This is a genomic window from Microbispora sp. CL1-1 (genome assembly GCF_012034195.1).
Taxonomy (GTDB): domain Bacteria; phylum Actinomycetota; class Actinomycetes; order Streptosporangiales; family Streptosporangiaceae; genus Microbispora.
In genome coordinates, this window is record NZ_JAATEK010000001.1 from 290,268 (window position 1) to 312,484 (window position 22,217).

Sequence of the window (22,217 nt, forward strand, 5' to 3'; positions counted from 1 at the left end):
ATTGACCCGTCGGTGACGTTCGGCGAGGTCTCCACCCGCTCCCATGTGGCAGCTGATGCACCTTCCCCGGTGTCAGACGCCACGGCCGGCGACGCGGATGGGGACCTGGCCGGACGGGTCGGTTCTCCGGGAACCGGCATGGGTGGGGGTCCGTTGGGTAGTCACCGGCGGCACAGCCGCGAATCCGCGAGTACTGCGGCGTAAATGGGGGTTGGAAGCGTTGTCGCAAGAGCCCGGTCACCCGGGTGGTCACGTTCCGGTCATGCTCGATCGCGTGCTGGAGTTGCTCGCTCCGGCGTTGTCCGGACCGGAGCCGGTGGCCGTGGACGCCAACCTCGGTCTCGGCGGGCACGCCGAGGCGCTTCTGGCCGCCCACCCCTCCCTCCACCTCATCGGCATCGACCGCGACCCCACCGCCATCGAGCGTTCCACCGCCCGGCTCGCGCCGTACGCGGACCGGATCACTCTGGTGCGCGCCGTCTCCGACGAACTGGCCGACGTGCTCCGTGACGCCGGACGGCCCCGTGTGGACGCCGCGCTGTTCGACCTCGGCGTGTCATCCCCTCAGCTCGACGAGGCCGAGCGCGGTTTCGCCTATTCCTATGACGCCCCCCTCGACATGCGGATGGACCGCGAGCAGGAGCTCACCGCCGAGCGTGTGGTGAACACCTACTCCGCCGCGGACCTCACACGCATCCTGCGCGACTACGGCGAGGAGCGCTTCGCGGCACGCGTCGCGAGCCTCATCGTCAAAGAGCGCGCCAAGGACCCCATCACCAGCACGAAACGGCTTGCCGACCTGGTCCGCGCGGCGATACCCGCCGCCACGAGGCGGACCGGGGGCAACCCGGCGAAGAGAACGTTCCAGGCGTTGCGCATCGAGGTGAACGGCGAGCTGTCGGCGCTCGAACAGGCGCTCCCCGCCGCACTGGACGCGCTGGCGCTGGGCGGGCGCGTGGTCGTGCTCGCCTACCACTCCCTTGAGGACCGGCTCACCAAGCAGGTCCTCGCGGCGCGAACCAGGGACACCAGCCCACCCGGGCTGCCGGTCCCCCTGGAGGCTCACCAGCCCCGGTTCCGCCTTCTGACGAGGGGAGCGGAGCTCCCGGACGACGAGGAGGTGGCCCGCAACCCGCGGGCGGCCTCGGCCCGCTTGCGGGCGGCAGAGAGGATCCGCGAGGGATGAGGACAGAGCAGGAGAGCAGGAGGGCGGCCGGGCGTACGGCCGCGCCGCCCCGCGTGCCCGGCCGCACGCCGGGCCGGACAGCCGCGCCGGCGGGCGAGGCCGTCGCCGCTCCGGACAAGCGCCGCGTCCGCCCCGGCGCGCCCGGCGACGACCGCGCGCGCGAGGCCGTCCCGGCTCCCCGCGGCGGCGCGCAGAGCCGCGGCCGCGAGGCCGCCCCGGCGTCCCGGCCGGGCGCGGACGGCCGGCCCCGCCGTGAGGCGGTCCCGGCTCCCCGCAGGGCTCGTACGGACGCGCGCCCCGGTGAGGCGGCGGCGTCCGCGGGATCCGTCGCGGCCCCGAAGCGCGACGGTTCCCGGGTGCGTACGACCGCCCCCGCCACGTCCGGCACGGCGGCTTCCGGCACCGCCGCGTCCCGCTCCGCCGCATCCCGTACGGCGACCCGCCCCGCACCGTCCCGCGAGGCCAGGAGTCTCACCGAGGTAGTGCCCGCGCCGCGGCGCGTCGGGCGCGGTGGTGCGGAAACCCGGCCGGCGGCGACCTCACGTGCCACAATGGCGCGGCGGGCGTTCCGGCGGCCGCCGCGCGCGCCCTTCGTGCTGCTCGTCGTGGGCCTCATGTGCGGTGGCCTGGTGACCCTCCTGCTGCTGAACGTGGTCCTCTCGAAGGACTCGTTCAGGCTGAGCGACCTGCAGTCGAGCATCGACGAGCTGCACGAGCAGGCAGCGGAGCAGGAGAACCAGCTCCGCCAGTGGACGCAGCCCAACGCGGTGAAGGAGCAGGCCGCGGCGCAGGGCCTCGAGCCCGACAAGTCCGCGCCGAAGTTCCTCGACGCGGGCGGCGGCGCGGCGGCGCGGGAGCAGGCCCAGAAGGAGGGCACGGACCGGTGAGAGACAGCGGCCGGAACCCGGGTCCCGGCCGCGGGGGTCCCAGCGGGCGAGGCGGTGGCCAGGGCCCGGGCGGTGACAGGAGGAGCCCGGGCTCCCCGGGGCGGCCGCCCCGCCAGGACGGGCCGCCGAGGCTCGGTCGTCCCGGTCGTCCCGCCGACCCCGGACGCGACGACGCGACGGGCGGCTCGCCCCGGCGCGGCCGCACCGGCGGCGCTCCGGAAGGCGGAGGCAGGCAGGGCGGCGGCCGGGCGGACGGCGCGCGCGACGACATCAGGAACGGCCGCGGCGGCGAGTCGGCCGGGCGGCGACCCGCCCGGCCGCACACCGGCATGCCGGGGCACGGCGCGTCGGGGCCCAGTACGTCGGGGCCCAGTACGTCAGGACACGGCGCGTCGGGGCCCAGTACGTCAGGACACGGCGCGTCGGGTCACGGTACGTCGGGGCACGGTACGTCGGGTCACGGGACGTCGGGTCACGGTGCGCGGGGAGGCGCGTCCGGCGCCTCCGGCCGTCCACGTGCGGCGAACGGCGGCGATCCGCGTCCCGGCGCCACAGGAAAGCAGGGCACCGCAGGAAAGTCCGGCACGGGAAAGCAGGGCGCCGCGGGAAAGCCCGGCGTCACGGGAAGGCCCGGTGTCCCAGGCAAGGTCGGGGCCACCGGAAAACCCGGCGCTTCAGGAAAACCCGATGCCCCGGGAAAGTCCACCGGCAGGTCCGGCGCTCCCGGCAGGCCCGGTGCCCCGGGGACGTCGGGGACATCGAGAACGACCGGAGACGGCGCGTCGTCGAAGGCGGGCGCCCCGGGCAGGACCGGCGCGCCGCGCCCGTCCGTACCACGTCCGTCCGCGGCGAGCCCGTCCGCGCCGCGCCCGTCCGCGCCGCGACCGTCCGCATCACGGGCGTCCGGACCCGGCGCGTCCGGTGGGACGGGTGGCACCGGCGGCGGGCGTCCCCGAACCGGAGGCGCGCCGCCGCGCCCGCCGGGTCCCCAGCGTCCCTCCGGCCCGCAGCGGTCCTCGGGCCCGCCCGGCCCGCCGCGCCCGCCCGCCGTGCTCCGGCTGGGCAACCCCGCCCGGCGGCTGCGGGCGGCGCTGGTCGTGATGGCGATCGTGCTGTCGCTGTTCGCCGGCCGGCTGGTCCAGCTCCAGGGGTTCGACTCCAAGGTGCTCCAGGCGAGGGCAGCCGAGCAGCGCGTACGCCCCGAGACGCTGCCGGCCAAGCGCGGCTCGATCACCGACGCCAACGGCCACGACCTCGCCGTGACGGTCGAGGCCAGGGAGATCTACGTCGACCCAGCGGACGTCGACCCGGCCAAGCGCGACCTGGTCGCCACCACGCTGGCCCGGGAGCTGAACAAGCCCAAGGAGGAGATCGCCGCCGCGCTGGCCAAGACCACCCAGCGGTACATCCCGCTCGCCCGCGACGTCGAGCCGCCTCGGGCCAAGCGCATCATGGGCTTCGAGCTCAAGGGCGTGGGCATGAAGGAGACCTACCGCCGTCTCTATCCCGGAGGCTCGCTCGCGGGCGGCCTGCTCGGGTTCGTCGGCGTCGACGGCAGAGGCCTGGAGGGCCTGGAGAGCGCGTACGACGCCATCCTGGCGGGCAAGGACGGCAAGCAGAGCGTCGAGCTCGGCGCGAACCGGCAGCGCATCCCGATGACGCGCAGCCAGCGCGAGGCGCCGGTGCCCGGCCGCGACGTGCGCCTCACCATCGACAGGGACCTCCAGTGGGCGGCGGAGCAGGCGCTCGACCGGCAGGTGCGCGAGAGCCGGGCGCGCAGCGGCAGCGTGATCGTCATGGACGTGCGGACCGGGCAGATCCTCGCCATGGCGAACGCGCCCCAGGCCGACCTCAACAACTGGCAGTCGGCCCCGGCCGAGGACCGCGCCAACCGGGCCGTGTCGGAGATCTTCGAGCCGGGCAGCACCAACAAGGTGATCACGGCCGCGGCGGCGATGGAGGCGGGTGTGGTCACTCCGGAGACCGTCTTCCGCGTGCCCGACCACATCCAGTGCGCCGACCAGCAGCTCAGGGACGCCCATCCGCACAAGCCCGAGCCTCTGACGTTCACCGGGATCCTCGCCGAGTCCAGCAACGTCGGCACGATCATGGTATCGGAGAAGATCACCAGTCAGCGGCTGTACGACATGTTCCGGTCCTTCGGGTTCGGCGCACGCAGCGGGTCGGGGGTCCCCGGCGAGCAGGCCGGCCTGCTGCCGCAGTGGGAGACGTGGTCGGGCAGCCAGCGCTGTACGATCGCCTACGGCCAGGGCATTTCGGTCACCGCGCTGCAGATGGCCAGCGTCTACCAGACGATCGCCAATGGCGGAGTGCGGTTGACCCCCTCGATCGTGGCGGGCACCACCGACGAGCACGGCGCGTTCGTCCCCAGCCCCCCGGCCAAGGGCACCCGGGTGATCAGCGAGGCCAACGCCAAGAAGATCGCGCTGATGCTGGAGGCCGTTGTGGGCAACGAGGGCACGGGAGAGGAGGCCTCGATCGAGGGCTACCGTGTCGCGGGCAAGACCGGCACCGCCATGCGCTACGACGAGAAGTGCGCGGGATACTGCGGGTACACCGCCACGTTCGTCGGCTTCACCCCGGCGGACCAGCCCAGGCTGGTCGCCCTGGCGGTGATCCAGGACCCGAAGAAGGACCACTACGGCGGCTCCGTCGCCGCCCCGGTGTTCAAGGACGTCATGACTTTCGCGTTGAAGAGCAGGAAGATCCCGCCGACCGGCACGAAGGCGCCCGCGATGGTCCTTCGCCCGTCGGAGTGACGGGCACGTGACCGGAGCCGACGTGGCCGGGAGGGGCGACGGAGGGGGGTACGCTCTCGCCGTGCGTTCCCCGTCGTCCATGCGTCCCGAGGCCGTCCAGGCCCGTCCGCTGTCCGCCCTGGCGTCCCTGCTCGGCGCGACGTCGTCGGCCGTCCCGTCCCCCGGAGCGCGGGCGGTGCGCGGCACGGTCACCGGCATCACCCTCGACTCGCGCCGGGTGCGGCGCGGCGACCTGTACGTGGCCGCGCCCGGCAAGGCCCGGCACGGCGCGGAGTTCGCCGCCGACGCCCTGGCGTCGGGCGCGACGGCGATCCTGACCGATGAGGAGGGCCGTGACAGGGCCGTCGCCACCGGGCTGCCGGTGCTCGTCGTGCCCGACCCGCGCGCGGTGCTCGGACAGGTCGCCGCCTGGGTGTACGGCAAGCCTGCCGAGGGCATCGCGCTCATCGGCGTCACGGGCACCAGCGGCAAGTCCACCTCGACGTTCCTGCTGGAGGCGGGACTGCGGGCGGCGGGCCACCGCACCGGCCTGGTCGGCGGCGTGGAGATCCGCGCGGGCGACGTGCGGTTCATCCCCGAGCTCACCACCCCGGAGGCGACCGACCTGCAGGGGCTGTTCGCGCTGATGCGCGAGCGGGGCGTGAGCGCGGCGGCCATGGAGGTCTCCAGCCATGCCCTTGCCCTCGGCCGGGTGGACGGCCTGCGCTACGACGTGTCGATCTTCACGAACCTCTCGCAGGACCACCTGGACTTCCACCGCGACCTGGACGACTACTTCGCGGCCAAGGCGCGGCTGTTCACCCCCGAGTTCAGCCGGGCGGGCGTGGTGAACATCGACGACGCCCACGGGCGTGAGCTGGCCGCGACAGCCAAGATCCCCATCACCACGTTCTCCGCCACCGGGGCGCCGGAGGCCGACTGGCGCGCCGAGGACGTGCGCCTCGGCTCCGCGGGCAGCGCGTTCCGCCTCGTCGGTCCCGGCGGGGTCGAGGCCGAGGTGTCGGTGGCCCTGCCCGGCCCGTTCAACGTGGCCAACACGCTCGGCGCGCTGGTCGCGCTGGTGGAGGCCGGGGTCCCGCTGCAGGCCGCGGTGACCGGCGTCGGCGAGTTCGCCGGCGTGCCGGGCCGCATGGAGCGGGTGCCGGGCGCGGACGACGTCCAGGTGATCGTCGACTACGCGCACAAGCCGGGCGCGGTCGAGTCGGTCCTGCGCTCGCTGCGCGCCGTGCTGGACGACGGGCCGGGCGGCCGCCTGGTGATCGTGCTCGGCTGCGGCGGCGACCGCGACCGCGGCAAGCGCCCGATCATGGGCGAGGCCGCCGTCCGTCTCGCCGACCTGGCCGTGTTCACCAGCGACAATCCTCGTACGGAGGACCCGCTCGCGATCCTCGCCGCGATGCTGGAGGGCGCGCTGCGGGTACCCATCAAGGAGCGGGCCCACGTGATTGTGGAGCCGGACCGGGCGGCCGCCATCCGTCTGGCGGTCGGCGGTGCGGTGCCCGGAGATGTGGTAGTTGTGGCCGGCAAAGGACACGAGCAGGGGCAGTATGTCGGGGGCGAGGTCATTCCCTTCGACGACCGTGAGGTGGCCGCCGCGGCCATCGCGGAGCGAAGCCGGGCACGGCGGGCGGTGCGGGAGGCCGCCGATGCGTGAGCCGATGCCGGGCCGTGTCCAGGCGGCCGAGTTAGCGACGCGAAAGAGAGCAGGAAAGACACCATGATCCCGTTGCCGCTGGCCCGGGTCGCCGAGATCACGTCCGGAGCACTACACGGGGTGGCCGACCCCGGGGCCGTGGTCCGGGGACCCGTCGTGATCGACTCACGGGCGGCCGGACCGGGCTCGCTGTTCGTGGCGATCAAGGGTGAACGGGCCGACGGGCACGACTTCGCCCGGCAGGCCCACGACGCCGGCGCCGTCGCCGTCCTCGCCACCCGGCCCGTCGACGCGCCTGCCGTGATCGTGAGCGACCCGCTCGCGGCCCTGGCCTCGCTCGCCACCGCCGTGCTGTCGGAGCTGCCCGGCACGACCGTGGCCGGCGTGACCGGCTCCGCGGGCAAGACCACGACCAAGGACCTGCTCGCCGGTCTCGCCGCCCGGCTCGGCCCCACGGTCGCCCCCGCCGGCTCGTTCAACAACGAGATCGGCCACCCGCTGACCGTCCTCAAGGCCGACGAGACCACCCGTTTCCTGGTGCTGGAGCTGAGCGCGCGCAACGTCGGCCACATCGACTACCTGGCGCGGATCGCCCCGCCCCGCATCGGCGTGGTGCTCAACGTCGGCACCGCCCACCTCGGGGTCTTCGGCGGCAAGGAGGCCATCGCACAGGCCAAGGGCGAGCTCGTCGAGGCGCTGCCCGCCGACGGGGTCGCCGTGCTCAACGCCGACGACCCGCTGGTGCGCGCGATGGCCGGCCGTACGAGCGCGCGGGTGACCTACTTCGGGCGCTCGCCGGAGGCGCACGTGCGGGCGGAGGACGAGACGCTCGACGCGACCGGCCGCGCCTCGTTCACGCTGCGCACGCCGTCCGGCTCCGCCCCGGTCCGGCTGCGCCTGTACGGCGCGCACGCGGTGGACAACGCCCTGGCCGCGGCGGCGGCCGCGTACGAGCTGGGGCTGCCGGTGGCCGTCATCGCCGAGGAGCTGTCGGCGGCCGAGCCGCGCAGCCGCTGGCGCATGGAGGTCGGCGAGCGGCCCGACGGCGTCACCGTGATCAACGACGCCTACAACGCCAACCCCGACTCCATGCGGGCCGCCTTCGGCAGCCTCGCGGTGATGGGGGAGGGGCGGCGGCGGTTCGCGGTGATCGCCGCGCTGCGCGAGCTCGGCGAGGACAGCGCGGCGCTCAACGAGGACCTCGGGCGGCTGGCCGCGGGCGCGGGCCTGGAGGCCGTCGTCGTTGTGGGAGAGGACGCCGGGCCGGTGCTCCGGGGCGCGCCCGGCGCGATCCACGTCCCGGACGCCGCCGCGGCGGCGCGGGAGTTGTCCGGCCGCCTCGCGCCGGGCGACGTGGTGCTGGTGAAGGGGCCGCGTGCGGCCGGGCTCGAGCGGGTCGCCGAGGCGATCCTCGGAGGTGACGCCCGGTGAGGAACATCCTCATCGCGGGGGCGATCTCGCTGATGCTGTCCATGGTCGGCACGCCGCTGGCCATCCGGCTGTTCGCCCGCAGGGGCTACGGCCAGAACATCCGGGAGGAGGGCCCGTCGGGACACTACGACAAGAAGGGCACTCCCACGATGGGCGGCACGGTGATCGTCATCGCGTCGCTGATCGGCTATTTCGTGGCCCACGGGGTGACCGTCTTCTCGGCGGTCAGCGACCCGCCGACGGCGTCGGGACTGCTGGTGCTGTTCCTGATGACGGGCCTCGGCGCGGTCGGCTTCCTCGACGACTTCATCAAGATCTACAAGCAGCGCAGCCTGGGCCTGCGCAGCGGCGCCAAGGCGGGCGGGCAGCTCGTCGTCGGCGCGATCTTCGCGGTGCTGGTGCTGCGGTTCCCCAACGCCTACGCCGTCACCCCGGCCGACACGCACGTGTCGTTCCTGCGGGACATCGGGCCGTCCATCGGGCTGATCGGCTTCATGATCTGGGTCGTGTTCTTCATCGTGGGCTTCTCGAACGCGGTGAACCTGACCGACGGCCTCGACGGCCTGGCCTCCGGCGCCACCTGCCTGGTCCTCGCGGCGTACGTGCTGATCGGCAACTGGCAGCTGCGCAACAGCTGCACGACGGTCGGCTTCGGCCCCAACTGCTACTGGGTGCGCGACCCGCTCGACCTGGCCGTGGTCGCGGCGGCGGTGCTGGGCGCCTGCCTCGGCTTCCTGTGGTGGAACGCCCCGCCCGCCAAGATCTTCATGGGTGACACCGGCTCGCTGGCCCTCGGCGGCGTGATCGCCGGCCTGGCCTTCACCACCCGGACCCAGCTCCTGCTCGTCATCCTGGGCGGCCTTTTCGCCATCATCACGATGTCGGTGATCATCCAGGTCGGGTCCTTCAAGCTGACCCGCAGACGCGTCTTCCGGATGGCGCCGCTCCAGCATCACTTCGAGCTGTCGGGCTGGGCCGAGACGACGATCGTGGTGCGCTTCTGGCTGATCGCCGCGCTGTGCGTCGCCGCCGGTCTCGGGCTGTTCTACCTCGAATGGATGCCGAAGCAGTGACCGTCGTCGTCGCCGGCCTCGGCGTGTCGGGCGCCGCCGCGGCGCGGGCCCTGGCGGCACGCGGCGAGCGCGTGACCGTGCTGGAGGCCGCGGACGGCGAGCGGCAGCGCGTCACGGCCGCCGAGCTCGCCGAGCTGGGCGTGGAGGTGCGCTTCGGCGAGCCCGCCCTGCCCGCCGGGACCTCGCTGCTGGTCACCTCGCCCGGCTGGCGTCCGTCCCACCCGCTGCTCGTCGCCGCCGCGGACGCGGGCGTCGAGGTCATCGGGGAGGTCGAGCTGGCCTGGCGGCTGCGGCGGGAGCCCGCGGCCCCCTGGCTGGCGCTGACCGGCACCAACGGCAAGACCACCGCCGTCCGCATGCTCAGGTCCATGCTGTCGGCCGCCGGGCACAAGGCCGTGGCCGTGGGCAACGTCGGCGTCCCCATCGTCGAGGCCGTCGACGGGCCCTACGACGTGCTGGCCGTGGAGCTGTCGAGCTTCCAGCTCCACTGGTCGTCCACCGTGGCCCCGCTCGCGGGAGCCGTGCTCAACGTCGCGCCCGACCACATCGACTGGCACGGCTCCATGGAGGAGTACGCCTCGGCCAAGGCGCGCATCTTCGCGGCGGCGGGGACGGTGGTCTACAACGCCGACGACGCGTCGTCGTCCCGTCTGGCCGAGCCGTACGCCTCGCGGGTGGGCTTCACGCTCGCCGTGCCCCGGCCGGGGGAGCTGGGCGTCGTGGAGGACCTGCTGGTCGACCGGGCCTTCGTGGCCGACCCGGTGGCCTCGGCGGAGGAGCTGGCCTGCCTCGCCGATGTGCGGCCGTTCGCGCCGCACAACGTCGCCAACGCGCTCGCCGCCGCCGCGCTGGCCCGCGCGTACGGCGTGCCGCCCGAGGCCGTACGCCGCGGCCTGCGGGAGTTCGTCCCCGACCCGCACCGGATCGCCCACGTGGCCCGGGTCGGCGAGGTCGACTACGTGGACGACTCCAAGGCCACCAACCCGCACGCGGCCGCCGCGTCGCTGGCCGCCTACCCGTCGATCGTGTGGATCGCGGGCGGCCAGCTCAAGGGCGCCGACGTCGACGACCTCGTACGGCAGGCCGCGCCGCGGCTGCGCGGAGCGGTGCTGCTGGGGACCGACCGGGATGTGATCCGGCGCGCATTGGCGCGACACGCCGCGAATGTCCCCGTGGTGGACGTGCCGGAGCAAGACACTGGGGTCATGGACCGTGTCGTCGCCGAAGCCGCCCGGCTCGCCACCCCGGGTGACACCGTGCTGCTCGCCCCCGCCGGGGCGTCACTGGACATGTTCGCGAGCTACGGAGCCCGTGGGGAGGCCTTCGCCCGAGCCGTGCGGCGGCTGGCGGCCTCGTGACGGGCCCAGCGACCGGCCCGGGGGCCGGCGGCTCGGCCGGCGCCGCCACCGCCCGGGAGCCGGAGCGTCGGGGGCCCGAGCCCGTCGGCTGGGCCGCCGCCCAGCTCGCCGCGCTGCGCGAGCTGCTCGGCCGCCCGCTGACGTCCTACCACCTGGTGCTCGGCTGCAGCGCGCTGCTGCTCGCGCTGGGGCTGATGATGGTGCTGTCGGCGTCGAGCATCGAGGCGCTGCAGCGGACCGGCGACCCGTTCTACTGGTTCCTCAAGCAGGTCACCTCGGTGGCGATCGGGCTGCCGCTGATGTGGGTCTGCTCCCGGCTGCCGCAGCGGTTCTTCCGCCTGGCGGGCTATCCGCTGATGGGCCTGTCGATCCTCGGCCTGCTGATGGTCATCTTCCTCGGCCAGGAACTGCTGGGCGCCCAGCGGTGGATCGTCATCGGCCCGTTCTCGGTGCAGCCGTCCGAGCCGGCGAAGCTGGCCCTGGCGTTGTGGGGGGCCGACCTGCTCGCGACGCGGGCCCGCGTCGGCCGCATCGAGTGGCGCCAGCTGCTGATCCCGCTGATGCCGGGCGTGGCCCTGCTGGCCGTCCTGGTCATGCTCGGGCGCGACCTCGGCACGACGCTCGTGCTCATGATCATCTTCCTGGCGTTGCTGTGGGTGGTCGGCGCGCCGGTGCGGTTGTTCGGCGGGATCCTCGCGCTGCTCGCACTGGCGACCGCCACTATGATCATCGCCGAGCCGTACCGGCTCGACCGCCTGACCGGCTTCCTGCACCCGTGGGACACCGCGCAGAAGGAGGGCTTCCAGGCCGTCCAGGGGCTGATGGCCATCGGCTCGGGCGGCTGGTTCGGCATCGGGCTCGGTGCGGGCCGGCAGAAGTGGAACTACGTCCCGCACGCGGAGAGCGACTTCATCTTCTCCATCCTGGGCGAGGAGCTCGGGCTGATGGGGACGCTCGTGGTGGTCGCGCTGTTCGGCCTGCTCGGCTACGCCGGGCTGCGCATCGCCATCCGGACGAAGGACCCCTTCGTCCGCCTGGCGGCCGCCGCCGTCACCGCCTGGATCGCCGGGCAGGCCGTCGTCAACATCGGCGCGGTCATCGGGGTCTTCCCGGTCACCGGCATCCCGCTGCCGCTGGTGTCGTACGGCGGATCGGCGCTGCTGCCGACGCTCGCCGCGCTCGGCATGCTGGTGTCGTTCGCCAAACAGGAGCCCGGAGCGGCCGAGGCGCTCGCCGCCCGTGGCCCGGGACCGGCCGCGCGGGCTCTAAGCTGGCTTGGCCTGAACGGCCGCGCCGGGCGGCGGCCCGCGGTCTCGCGGGCACCGGCCCGTCAGCGGGCGGCGCGGCCGCCGACGGCACGAAGAGGAACGACAGGGAACGGACGCGGGAACATTCGCGAGAAGATCCGGGAAGACGTCCGCGAAGGCGTCCGCGAAGACAGGGAGTGACATGAGGGTGGTCCTCGCCGGCGGCGGGACGGCCGGCCATATCGAGCCGGCGCTCGCGCTGGCCGACGCGCTTCGCCGGCTCGACCCGAGGATCGGCATCACCTGCCTCGGCACCGAGCGCGGCCTGGAGACTCGCCTGGTGCCCGCCCGGGGCTACGAGCTCGAACTCGTGCCCGCCGTGCCGCTGCCCCGCTCGCTCAGCCCCCAGCTCCTGACCGTGCCCGGCCGCCTCGCGGGGGCCATCGGCAGCGCCGCGGGCATCCTCGACAAGGTCGGCGCGGACGTCCTGGTCGGCTTCGGCGGATACGTCGCCACGCCCGGCTATCTCGGCGCCCGGCGGCGCGGCGTGCCGATCGTGGTCCACGAGGCCAACCCCCGGCCCGGCCTGGCCAACCGGCTCGGCGCCCGCGTCACCGAGCACGTCTTCACCGGCCACCCGGACGCCGTGCTCCCGAACGCCGAATACATCGGCATCCCGCTGCGCCGTGAGATCAGCACGATGGACCGCCTGTCGATGGGCGACAAGGCGCGGTCGTACTTCGGGCTGGAGTCCGACCGGGTGACGCTGCTCGTGTTCGGCGGCTCCCAGGGCGCCCGCTCGATCAACCAGGCGGCGCTGGAGGCCGCGCCCTACCTACGGGCTGCGGGCGTCCAGGTGCTGCACGTGATCGGGCCCAAGAACACCGTCGAGGTGGAGCCCCCGCCCGGCGACCCGCAGTACGTCATCCTGCCGTACGTCGACCGGATGGACCTCGCCTACGCCGCCGCCGACCTCGTGCTGTCCCGCGCCGGCGCCATGACCTGCGCCGAGCTCACCGCCGTGGGGCTGCCCGCGGCGTACGTGCCGCTGCCGCACGGCAACGGCGAGCAGCGCCTCAACGCCGAGCCCATCGTGCGGGCCGGGGGCGGCCTGATGGTCGACGACGCGGACCTGTCGGCGGCCTGGATCGTCCAGACGCTGCTGCCGATCCTGAACGACCCCGAGCGCGTGGTCGCGATGTCCGAGGCCGCATCGCGGATGGGCCGCAAGGACGCCGACATGGCGCTCGCCCGCAAGGTGCTGGAGATCGCTCACCGATGAGTCTCGTCAAGCTCGTGGATCCCGTCCCCGCGGCCGACCTTGGGCGGGTGCACTTCATCGGCATCGGCGGCGCCGGAATGTCCGGCATCGCCCGGATCCTGCTCAAGCGAGGCGTGCCGGTGTCGGGCAGCGACGCGCGGCCCTCCGAGCTGCTGGCCGAGCTGCGCGAGCTGGGCGCCGTCATCCACGTCGGCCACGCCGCCTCCCACATCAAGGAGGTGGACACGGTCGTGGTGTCCACCGCCATCCGCGACTCCAACCCCGAGCTGGGGGAGGCGCTGCGGCAGAACCTGCGGGTGATCCCGCGCGCCGCCGCGCTGGCCTCGGTGATGGCCGGCCGCACCGGCATCGCCGTCGCCGGCACGCACGGCAAGACCACGACCACCTCGATGCTGACCGTGGCGCTGCAGAAGTGCGGCGAGGACCCGTCCTACTGCGTCGGCGGGCAGCTCGTGACGACCGGGCTCGGCGCCGACGACGGTGCGGGCGAGGTGTTCGTCGCGGAGGCCGACGAGAGCGACGGCTCGTTCCTCATGCTCGCGCCGGGCGTCGCCGTGGTCACCAACGTCGAGGCCGACCACCTCGACAACTACGGCGACCCCCAGGCCGTCCACGACAGCTTCGCCCGCTTCGTCGAGCGCATCGGGTCGCTGCTCGTGGTGTGCGCCGACGATCCGGGCGCCGCCGCACTCGTGCCCATCGCCCGTGAGCGCGGCCTCACCGTCGTCACGTACGGCGAGAGCGCCGGCGCCGACCTGCGCACGACCGACGTGGTGCCGCGCGGCCTCGGCGTGGAGTTCGGCGTGGAGCTCGGCCCCGCCGTTCCCGGCGGGCCGGGACGCGGTGAGGTGCGCCTGGCCGTGCCGGGCCGGCACAACGCGCTCAACGCCACCGCGGTGATCGCCGTGGCGCTCCACCTCGGCCTGCGCTTCGACGACGTCAAGGAGGGCCTGGCGGCCTTCACCGGGGCCAAGCGGCGGTTCGAATCCAAGGGCGAGGCCGCGGGCGTGACGGTCTTCGATAGCTACGCCCATCACCCGACCGAGCTGACCGCCGACCTGCGCGCCGCCCGCGACGTCGTGACCGGCGACGGCCGCGTCATCGCGGTCTTCCAGCCGCACCTCTACTCGCGCACCCGGTTCTTCGCCGACGAGTTCGGCGCGGCGCTCGGCCTCGCCGACGAGGTGATCGTGCTCGACGTGTACGGCGCGCGCGAGGACCCCGAGCCCGGGGTCTCCGGCGCGCTGGTCGCGGGGAAGGTGCCGCTTCCCGCCGAACGGGTCGTCTACGCGCCCGATCGGCGGGCCGTGCCTGAGCTCGTCGCCGGCCGGGCCCGTCCCGGCGACATCGTCCTGACGATGGGCGCGGGAGACGTGACGGAGCTCGGCCCGAAGATCGTCGCGGAGCTGTCCGCCCGGTGATGCGCGCCGTGATCCGGAGCGTGGGGGACCGGTGAGGCGGGCCGTCCGGCGTTCGGCGCTCGCCATCCTGCTGGCCGGCGGGGTGGTGGGCGTCGCCACGTGGGTCGTGTTCTTCTCGCCCGTCCTCGGCGTGCGCGAGGTCGAGATCACCGGCAACAACCGGATCCCCGCCGAGCAGGTGCGGCAGGTCGTCGGAGTGCGCACCGGAACGCCGCTCGCCACCGTCGACATCGCCGGGGTCGAACAGCGGGTGCGCGCCATGCGCGAGGTCGAGTCGGCCACGGTCGAGCGCGGCTGGCCCGGGACGCTGCACATCAGCGTGGTCGAGCGCGTTCCCGCCGCAGCGGTGCCCATGGGCGTGACGACCGCGATCGTCGACCGCTATGGCGTCGTCCTGCAGGAGGTGGCCGTGGCCCCGCCCCGGCTGCCGGTGCTGCGCGTCCAGCGGGCCGCCGTGGACGACCCCGCCACCAGAGCCGGGCTCACCGTGCTCCGGGCGCTGCCGGAGAGCGTCCTGCAGCGCCTGCGGGAGCTGCGCGTCCCCTCGCCCCGGTCGATCACGCTCAAGCTCACCGACGGCCGTACGGTCGTGTGGGGAGACGCGGAGCGCTCGGCACAGAAGGGACGTGTCCTGCTCGCCGCCCTCGCCAAGCCGGGAACCAGCTACGATGTCAGCTCGCCGCAGGTGGTGACGGTCAAGTGAGATTTCTCACGGGCCGGGAAAACGTGGTCCGGGCCCGCCGGAGAGCGGGGCTTCGTGCGAAAAGGACAGCGCGCGACACGCCGGACGGCCTTGCGGCGCGGTTAGTTGACCCTGGGGGACGCGCAACCCTACTGTCCGTATCAATCCTCAGGTTGACATAACTCTAAATCTCAACTTGAGGGTGAGAGTTCAGAAGACGGCGGGCCCTGCCCGCATGAAACGCAAACGAGCGGAAAGGCCCCTCGTCGTGGCAGCACCGCAGAACTACCTCGCGGTCATCAAGGTCGTCGGCATCGGCGGCGGCGGAGTGAACGCCGTCAACCGGATGATCGAGGAGGGACTCAAGGGCGTCGAGTTCATCGCCATAAACACTGACGCCCAGGCGCTGCTGATGAGTGACGCCGACGTGAAGCTCGACGTGGGCCGCGAGCTCACGCGGGGTCTCGGCGCGGGCGCCAACCCCGAGGTGGGCCGCAAGGCCGCCGAGGACCACCGGGAGGAGATCGAGGAGGTCCTCAAGGGCGCCGACATGGTCTTCGTGACCGCGGGCGAGGGCGGCGGCACCGGCACCGGCGGCGCGCCGGTCGTGGCCAGCATCGCCCGCTCCCTCGGCGCGCTGACGATCGGCGTGGTCACCCGGCCCTTCAGCTTCGAGGGCAAGCGCCGGGCCATGCAGGCCGAGGCCGGCATCGAGACTCTCCGCGAGGAGGTCGACACGCTGATCGTCATTCCGAACGACCGGCTGCTGTCGATCTCCGACCGCCAGGTGAGCGTGCTCGACGCGTTCAAGGCCGCCGACCAGGTGCTGCTGTCCGGTGTGCAGGGCATCACCGACCTCATCACCACGCCCGGTCTGATCAACCTGGACTTCGCCGACGTGAAGTCGGTCATGTCCGGCGCGGGCTCGGCCCTCATGGGCATCGGTCACGCCCGGGGCGACGACCGGTCGGTCGCCGCCGCCGAGATGGCGGTCTCCAGCCCGCTGCTGGAGGCGAGCATCGACGGCGCCCACGGCGTGCTGCTGTCCATCGCGGGCGGCTCCGACCTGGGCCTGTTCGAGATCAACGAGGCGGCCCAGCTCGTCAGCAACGCCGCCGCGCCCGACGCCAACATCATCTTCGGCACGGTCATCGACGACGCGCTCGGCGACGAGGTGCGGGTGACGGTCATCGCGGCCGGGTTCGACGAGCCCGCGCCGGCCAAGCCGGTGGCCGCGCCGTTGTCGCGGCCCCAGCAGGCGGCCCGTCCCGCGACGCCCCCGCCCGCCCCGGCCAAGCCGGAGCCGCGCGTGGAGCCCGCACCGCCCGTGCGTCCGGTGAGCAGCGTGGCGCAGCCCGCGCCCGCGCAGCCCGCGACTCCGCCGGTGACCCAGCTTCCGGTGAACTCGCTTCCGGCCACTCCGGTGCCGCCGCCGGCCCAGCCCGCGAGCCAGCCGGTCCAGCAGGCGACGTCGCAGCCGGCGTCCGCGCCGCAGGCCCAGCAGGCCGAGGGGTCCACGGCGTTCCCGCGTGAGACTGCCGACGGCGGTCGCGACCAGGGCGCCACCGGACCGCTGTCGATCCCGCGCCCGGCTCCCGAGCCGCCGACCCCGATCACCTCCAGGACCGCGCAGCCGGGCCCCCGGCGTCCGGTGGTGTTCGAGGAGCAGGAGGAGGACCTCGACGTGCCGGACTTCCTCAAGTGACCATGGACATCCGTACGGCCGGGGGCGCGGTCCGTGGGTGACCGGCGCGAGGAACTGGCCGCGGCCCTGGCCGAGGTGGAGCGGCGGATCGAGGACGCCTGCCGGGCCGCGGGCCGGTCGAGGTCGGAGATCACCCTGATCGCGGTGACGAAGACCTACCCGGCCTCCGACGTGCGGCTGCTCGCCGAGCTCGGCGTGTCGCACATCGGCGAGAACCGAGACCAGGAGGCGGCGGCCAAGGCGGCCGAGTGCGCCGGTCTCGGCCTCACGTGGCACTTCATCGGCCAGTTACAGACCAACAAGGTCCGCTCGGTCGTCTCCTACGCCGACATGGTCCACTCGGTGGACCGCCCCCGGCTGGTGGACGCGCTCGGCCGCGAGGCCGTACGCGCGGGGCGCGAGGTCGACTGCCTCATCCAGGTCGCCCTCGACGCCGCTCCGGGCGAGGGCGGGGCCGGACGGGGCGGCGCGGCACCGCAGGAGGTGCCGGCGCTCGCCGGGCTCGTGGCGAAGACGGAGGGGCTTCGCCTGCGAGGGGTCATGGCGGTCGCCCCGCTGGGGGAGGACCCGTCGGCCGCGTTCGCGCGGCTGCGGGCCGTCGCCGAGCGGGTCCGCGAGGAACACCCCACGGCCGACGTCATATCGGCCGGAATGAGCGGAGACATCCCCCAAGCTGTGGCGAACGGCGCGACACACCTTCGAGTCGGTACGGCGTTGCTCGGCCGCAGAAAGCCCTTCGTCAGGTAATGTCCCCCAAGTGGACCATGGTGTCCGCGCACAGGTAGAGGTCGATCAGCGGTGAGCTCCAAGGGGGGTACGGCTACCGCCCTGGCCTTCCAAAGGGACCTTGAAGGCACCAGTAACGCGGAGGACGACGAGCGATGGCCGGCGCGATGCGCAAGATGGCGGTCTACCTCGGTCTCGTGGAGGACGACCGCTACGAAGACAGGTACGCGGCAGAATACGGCACAGACGAGGACTATGGCGACGAGGAGTACGAGTCGCCGCGGCGCGGCTTCGCCGGGCCCTCGGGCGCGCACTCCGGGCCCCTGGAGCGCGAGGACGACGCCGAGACGGCCGTCCCCGCCCCGCGTCCTCCCACGACCGTGCTGGAGCGCCGTACGACCGATCTGGCGCGTATCACCACCCTGCATCCCCGCACGTACAACGAGGCGCGCACGATCGGCGAGCACTTCCGTGAGGGCACGCCGGTCATCATGAATCTGACAGAGATGGTCGACAGCGACGCAAAACGCCTTGTCGATTTCGCGGCAGGTCTCGTCTTTGGCCTACACGGCAGCATCGAACGTGTTACCAACAAGGTGTTCCTGTTGTCCCCCGCCAACGTTGAGGTGACCGCCGAGGACAAGGCCAGAATCGCGGAACGCGGCTTCTTCAACCAGAGCTAGAGTTCCATACATGAACAGTGACCGGCTGAGCGGTGCCCGTGCGGCCCGAGGGCGGCTGGACCGAGGGGAGGCGGGGCTCGACCGTGGGGATCATTAGCGAGATCTTGGTCATCGCCCTGACCCTCTTCCTGGTTCTGCTGATCGGCAGAATGATCATAGATACGGTGCAGGCGTTCGCCCGCGCCTGGCGGCCCACAGGGGTCGTCCTGGTGCTGGCGGAGGTCGTTTACACAGTGACCGACCCACCTCTCAAGTTCCTCCGCCGTTTCATTCCGCCCCTCAGGTTGGGTACGGTGGCCTTTGACCTGAGCTTCACAGTGCTGTTCATTGTGGTTTTGGTCTTGATCCAAGTCGTGAACGCGCTTCGTTGATCGGGTACCGTCCGACCGGACAGACTCCAAGCGCGCCAAGGAGACCCAAATGCCGTTGACGCCCGCTGATGTGCGGAACAAGCAGTTCAGTACCACCCGGCTGAGGCCGGGGTACGACGAGGAGGAGGTCGACGCTTTCCTCGACGAGGTCGAGGCCGAGCTGGACCGCCTCATCCAGGAGAACGAGGAACTCCGCGCGAAGCTGGCCGAGTGCCTCAGGGGCAAGGTGCCCGGAGGCATGGGCATGCCCGGCTCCATGCAGATGGCTCCCGCTCCCGTGGCCGAGCCGAAGCCCGAGATGATGGCGCCCCAGCCGGAGCCGATCAAGCCTCCGGAGCCGGCCCGCCCCGAGCCGGTGCCCGTCGGCATGGGCCTGCCGCCCGCCGAGGACAACATGGACACCGCGGCCCGCGTGCTCGCCCTCGCCCAGCAGACGGCCGACCAGGCGATCGCCGACGCCCGTCGCGAGGCGGACGAGACCGTGACCCGCGCCCGTCGCGAGGCCGACGACATCCTCGGCAAGGCCCGCCGCCAGGCCGAGCAGATCATCGGTGACGCCCGCGCCCGCGCCGAGACGCTGGAGCGCGACGCCCAGGAGCGGCACCGCCAGGCCATGGGCACCCTCGTGCAGACCCGCGACGAGCTGGAGCGCAAGGTCGAGGAGCTGCGCAGCTTCGAGCGTGAGTACCGCAGCCGTCTCAAGCTGTACCTGGAGAACCAGCTCGCCGAGCTCAACGTGGCCGGTGAGGGCAGCGGAGGCTTCCCGATCGTGGGCGCCGCCCCGGCCATGGCCCACGCCGTCGCCCCCGCTCCCCAGCAGATGGGTGCGGCCCCCAACCCGTTCGGCCAGGAGCCCTCACAGCACTCCGGCGCCTTCCCCGGACCCGACGGCCCCCACAACGACCGCCGGTAAGCAGTGGCGGGTCCCCACCGGGACCCGATAGCTCGGAGAACCCCCCGTGATCCTCATCAGTGCCGCCCTGGTCCTCGCCGCAATCGTCCTGCTCATCGCAGGCGTCGTGCTGGGGACGCCCCCTCTCGTGATGTGGTCGATCGTCGTCAGCGTGCTGTCGGCGGTCTGCCTGCTGATCGGGGCACTGCTGAGGCGCCACGAGCTGTTCCCTGCCGGTGGGCGTGCCGCCGAGGGAACCGCTCCCACCCCCCAGGGTTCGTCCGTGCCCCAGCTCGCGCACGTCGGTGCCGTGAGCGGGGCGTACGGCGGAGCCCTCGCCGGGGCACCGGCGCATCCGGTGGCCGCGCCCATGCTGGCGGCCCCGCCGGTCACGCATCACGGGGCACTGCCCCCGCAGACCTTCCCGTCCCCGCCCCCGCAGCGGACGGGACCGATCACGCGGCCGCCGGCCGGTTCCGGCCGGGGCCTCGCCCCCGACGCGATCGTCATCGTGATCCCCGGGCGCAAGCGCTTCCATCTGGCCACCTGCCGCCAGCTCGCCGGGCGTGAGACCGAGGAGCTGACGCACGAGGAGGCCCGCGAGGAGGGCTTCACGCCCTGCACCACCTGCCTCCCCGAGGTCTCCACCCGTACGGCGGAGCCGGAGGAGGCCCCATCCCGCGGCGGCACAGCCCGCGGTGACGCGGCCCGCGACGAGAGCCTGCGCGCGGAAGCCGCTCCCACGACCACCACGCCTTCGGCCGGGACCTCCGGCACGACCGGCAGGACCCCGTCCCGTCCCACGTCCGCTGATCGTGAGCCGCCTGTCGCGCGGTTCCCTCAGCCCGGCGTCCCGGGGCCGCGCCTGCCCGAGTCGCCCGGACCAGAGTCCTCCGGCCCCGGCACATCCGTTGCCGGCGCGGCGGGTGCCGCGGCCGTTCCCCCCGCGTCCGGCTCTTCCGCAGCCGCCCCTTCCACAGAGGGATCGTCTGCGCCGTCCGACGACGAAGCGCGCGAAGAGCCCCGTGAGACGGCGGGTAAGCCGTCCGGGAAGACCGCCGGCGGCGAGACCGCCGAGCAGGCCGACACGGCGGCAGACACGGCGGCCGACACGACTTCCGAGGCCGGCGCCGCGACCACGGGCGGCACGCACACGCCCGTGGACTGGTTCGGCCGGCGCGCGGCGCAGGAGCCCGGTGCCGAGACGACGCCGCAGCGGCCCGCCGCCTCCGCCCCGCAGTCCCCGTCTTCGCAGTCCTCGCCTTCTGCCTCGTCTTCGGGATCGTCGTCCGGTTCCTCCGCGTCGTCCCGGCCTTCTGCCACGTCATGGTCCGCACCGGCCTGGTCTCCGCCGGCGACGGGATCGGCATCGGGCCGGTCGGACGCCGAGACGGACGAGTCGCTCACCGACACCGCGGTGCACGGCTGGTTCAAGCCCGGCATGTTCTCCCAGCCGTGGGACCCCGCGCGGTCCAAGGCCGCAGGGGAGGCGACGGAGGACACCTCGTCGCCGGAGGGCGGCGAGTCCGGCGCACCCGCCGCCAAGGGCAAGGCCAAGGGCGCGGCCTCGCCGCGGCAGGCCGCCTCCTCCCGGGCGGACGACGAGCAGGCCCGTGACGACCAGAACGACTCCGGGACCGCGGACGCCGACACGGCGTCCCGTCCGGAGGACGCCCCCACGCCCGCGGGCGCGGGGGCCCGGAAGCCGGTGGAGCCGGCAGAGACCCCCGGATCCGGGCGCGCCGGATCCGCGGCCTCGGCCGGCTCCACCTCCGGCTCGGCGCCCGCCGCCGGGAGCACCGCTGAGAAGAGCAGCGGGAAGGCCGACGCCTCCAACGAGGAGGACGGCGCAGGCGACGGCGATCGCGCCGCCGCTACGGCCCGCCCAGGAAGGGCGGCCACGTCCCGTCCCGGCGGCACGGATACGGACCTTGAGGACCGTGGCGGGTCCGGCGACGAGACCGGTGAGGATCGCGCGGCCGACGCGGCGGAGCCGTCCGCGGACGGGGACGTGCCGGTGCGGGTCATGATCGGCACACGGCGCTACCACAAGGGCGAGTGCCCCCTGATCAGCGGGATGGGCGACTCGGGCGTCGAGACCATGACGCGGGCCGAGGCAGACGAGGCCGGCCTCACCCCCTGCTCGGTCTGCCAGAACGACTGAGAGCGCGGGGCATCGTCCCACGGTCGCGCGATCGGGACAGGACCGGCTGATCCGCGAGCCCGGCGAGGCAGCGAGACCTGCCGCACGGTGTGACACGTCCACCTCGCGAGCACGTCCGAAGGAACCTGCGGCATCCCGCACCGAACGCGATCACTTCTGCGACGAGAACGTCGGGAGGGTCCCGGCGAGCGGCTTGTCTGTTCACCCCGCTGCCGACGGCGCGACCGGGGCGCTTGGGCGTGGGCGCGAGGCCGTCAGGGATGCCAGGCGGCGACGAGGTCGAGTAGGCCGGGGAAGCGCTCCTGCAGGTCGTCGACGCGGACCTGGCTGCGGCGTTCGAGGCCGTACTGCCGCTGACGGGTGACGCCGGCCTCGCGCAGGACGCGGAAGTGGTGGGTGAGGGAGGACTTGGGCCGGTCGATCCCGAACCAGCCGCAGGGATGGTCGAACTCCTCGGCCTCCAGCAGGAGTTTGCGCACGATGGTCAGCCGCAGCGGATCGGCGAGTGCGGCGAGCACGTGTTCCAGCCGAATGTCTTCACGCGCGGGTTCGGGCAAGGGCGGGGGCGCGTCGGCACGCGGGGGATAGACCTTGAACGCTGTGGAGGCTGCGGGCATCGCGGCTCCTTCCTGCCGCTAGGAGCCAGTACGAATTTTCTCGTACTGCATGCTAACT

18 protein-coding genes are annotated in these 22,217 nt (G+C 73.4%); 17 read left to right on the forward strand and 1 reads right to left on the reverse strand.

Annotated features, from left to right (window positions below; translation table 11 throughout):
- The first annotated feature begins 262 nt into the window (after positions 1-262).
- The 17 genes from rsmH (at position 263) to HCK04_RS01445 (ending at position 21,542) form a co-directional block, all read left to right on the forward strand.
- Complete coding sequence (gene rsmH / locus HCK04_RS01365) at positions 263-1,186, forward strand: 16S rRNA (cytosine(1402)-N(4))-methyltransferase RsmH (protein ID WP_142645012.1); 924 nt, start codon at positions 263-265, stop codon at positions 1,184-1,186.
- Positions 1,183-2,073: a hypothetical protein gene (locus tag HCK04_RS01370; RefSeq protein ID WP_142645013.1), complete on the forward strand. Its 891-nt coding sequence runs from the start codon at positions 1,183-1,185 to the stop codon at positions 2,071-2,073. Before rsmH ends, HCK04_RS01370 begins: the two co-directional genes overlap by 4 nt.
- Before the next feature lie 1,049 nt (positions 2,074-3,122).
- Positions 3,123-4,853, forward strand: coding sequence for a penicillin-binding protein 2 (locus HCK04_RS01375; protein WP_260617039.1), 1,731 nt, complete (start codon positions 3,123-3,125; stop codon positions 4,851-4,853).
- A 79-nt stretch (positions 4,854-4,932) separates the two neighbouring features.
- Complete coding sequence (locus HCK04_RS01380) at positions 4,933-6,507, forward strand: UDP-N-acetylmuramoyl-L-alanyl-D-glutamate--2,6-diaminopimelate ligase (RefSeq protein WP_142645222.1); 1,575 nt, start codon at positions 4,933-4,935, stop codon at positions 6,505-6,507.
- A gap of 63 nt (positions 6,508-6,570) precedes the next feature.
- Positions 6,571-7,938 (forward strand): UDP-N-acetylmuramoyl-tripeptide--D-alanyl-D-alanine ligase, encoded by a 1,368-nt coding sequence (murF, locus tag HCK04_RS01385; protein ID WP_142645014.1) that lies wholly within the window; start codon positions 6,571-6,573, stop codon positions 7,936-7,938.
- The gene (mraY, locus tag HCK04_RS01390) at positions 7,935-9,011 is read left to right on the forward strand and encodes a phospho-N-acetylmuramoyl-pentapeptide-transferase (RefSeq protein ID WP_142645015.1); all 1,077 of its coding nucleotides are present in this window, start codon (positions 7,935-7,937) and stop codon (positions 9,009-9,011) included. Before murF ends, mraY begins: the two co-directional genes overlap by 4 nt.
- Positions 8,993-10,369 (forward strand): UDP-N-acetylmuramoyl-L-alanine--D-glutamate ligase, encoded by a 1,377-nt coding sequence (gene murD, locus HCK04_RS01395; RefSeq protein WP_142645016.1) that lies wholly within the window; start codon positions 8,993-8,995, stop codon positions 10,367-10,369. The genes mraY and murD overlap by 19 nt, the downstream gene beginning before the upstream one ends.
- Before the next feature lie 113 nt (positions 10,370-10,482).
- Entirely contained in the window at positions 10,483-11,817 is a 1,335-nt protein-coding gene (gene ftsW, locus HCK04_RS01400; protein ID WP_205829734.1) for a putative lipid II flippase FtsW, read from the forward strand.
- Position 11,818: 1 nt separating this feature from the next.
- Positions 11,819-12,898, forward strand: coding sequence for an undecaprenyldiphospho-muramoylpentapeptide beta-N-acetylglucosaminyltransferase (gene murG / locus HCK04_RS01405; protein WP_142645018.1), 1,080 nt, complete (start codon positions 11,819-11,821; stop codon positions 12,896-12,898).
- Positions 12,895-14,319: a UDP-N-acetylmuramate--L-alanine ligase gene (gene murC / locus HCK04_RS01410; protein WP_142645019.1), complete on the forward strand. Its 1,425-nt coding sequence runs from the start codon at positions 12,895-12,897 to the stop codon at positions 14,317-14,319. The genes murG and murC overlap by 4 nt, the downstream gene beginning before the upstream one ends.
- 31 nt (positions 14,320-14,350) lie before the next feature.
- Entirely contained in the window at positions 14,351-15,022 is a 672-nt protein-coding gene (locus tag HCK04_RS01415) for an FtsQ-type POTRA domain-containing protein (protein WP_142645020.1), read from the forward strand.
- Between the two features lie 247 nt (positions 15,023-15,269).
- The gene (ftsZ, locus tag HCK04_RS01420) at positions 15,270-16,706 is read left to right on the forward strand and encodes a cell division protein FtsZ (RefSeq protein WP_142645021.1); all 1,437 of its coding nucleotides are present in this window, start codon (positions 15,270-15,272) and stop codon (positions 16,704-16,706) included.
- A gap of 33 nt (positions 16,707-16,739) precedes the next feature.
- Positions 16,740-17,453 (forward strand): YggS family pyridoxal phosphate-dependent enzyme, encoded by a 714-nt coding sequence (locus HCK04_RS01425; RefSeq protein WP_142645022.1) that lies wholly within the window; start codon positions 16,740-16,742, stop codon positions 17,451-17,453.
- A gap of 134 nt (positions 17,454-17,587) precedes the next feature.
- Positions 17,588-18,115 carry a cell division protein SepF gene (gene sepF / locus HCK04_RS01430; RefSeq protein ID WP_142645023.1) on the forward strand — a complete coding sequence of 176 codons (528 nt, stop codon included), beginning with the start codon at positions 17,588-17,590 and terminating at the stop codon, positions 18,113-18,115.
- 83 nt (positions 18,116-18,198) lie between these two features.
- Positions 18,199-18,486: a YggT family protein gene (locus HCK04_RS01435; RefSeq protein WP_030509057.1), complete on the forward strand. Its 288-nt coding sequence runs from the start codon at positions 18,199-18,201 to the stop codon at positions 18,484-18,486.
- Between the two features lie 49 nt (positions 18,487-18,535).
- On the forward strand, positions 18,536-19,399 hold the full coding sequence (locus HCK04_RS01440) for a DivIVA domain-containing protein (RefSeq protein ID WP_142645024.1): 864 nt from the start codon (positions 18,536-18,538) through the stop codon (positions 19,397-19,399).
- Positions 19,400-19,445: 46 nt separating this feature from the next.
- Positions 19,446-21,542: a hypothetical protein gene (locus HCK04_RS01445; RefSeq protein ID WP_142645025.1), complete on the forward strand. Its 2,097-nt coding sequence runs from the start codon at positions 19,446-19,448 to the stop codon at positions 21,540-21,542.
- 254 nt (positions 21,543-21,796) lie between these two features.
- Here HCK04_RS01445 and HCK04_RS01450 read toward each other — a convergent pair whose 3' ends face one another.
- A complete protein-coding gene (locus HCK04_RS01450; protein ID WP_142645026.1) occupies positions 21,797-22,159 on the reverse strand; it encodes a helix-turn-helix domain-containing protein in 363 nt (120 codons plus the stop codon).
- Positions 22,160-22,217: the final 58 nt, after the last annotated feature.

Bases quoted from the DNA above. Each gene is read 5' to 3' on its own strand.
- HCK04_RS01450 (WP_142645026.1), bottom strand. From the start codon at position 22,159: ATGCCCGCAGCCTCCACAGCGTTCAAGGTCTATCCCCCGCGTGCCGAC.
- rsmH (WP_142645012.1), top strand. From the start codon at position 263: ATGCTCGATCGCGTGCTGGAGTTGCTCGCTCCGGCGTTGTCCGGACCG.
- murD (WP_142645016.1), top strand. From the start codon at position 8,993: ATGGATGCCGAAGCAGTGACCGTCGTCGTCGCCGGCCTCGGCGTGTCG.
- HCK04_RS01440 (WP_142645024.1), top strand. From the start codon at position 18,536: ATGCCGTTGACGCCCGCTGATGTGCGGAACAAGCAGTTCAGTACCACC.
- HCK04_RS01370 (WP_142645013.1), top strand. From the start codon at position 1,183: ATGAGGACAGAGCAGGAGAGCAGGAGGGCGGCCGGGCGTACGGCCGCG.
- murC (WP_142645019.1), top strand. From the start codon at position 12,895: ATGAGTCTCGTCAAGCTCGTGGATCCCGTCCCCGCGGCCGACCTTGGG.
- murG (WP_142645018.1), top strand. From the start codon at position 11,819: ATGAGGGTGGTCCTCGCCGGCGGCGGGACGGCCGGCCATATCGAGCCG.
- HCK04_RS01380 (WP_142645222.1), top strand. From the start codon at position 4,933: ATGCGTCCCGAGGCCGTCCAGGCCCGTCCGCTGTCCGCCCTGGCGTCC.
- murF (WP_142645014.1), top strand. From the start codon at position 6,571: ATGATCCCGTTGCCGCTGGCCCGGGTCGCCGAGATCACGTCCGGAGCA.
- sepF (WP_142645023.1), top strand. From the start codon at position 17,588: ATGGCCGGCGCGATGCGCAAGATGGCGGTCTACCTCGGTCTCGTGGAG.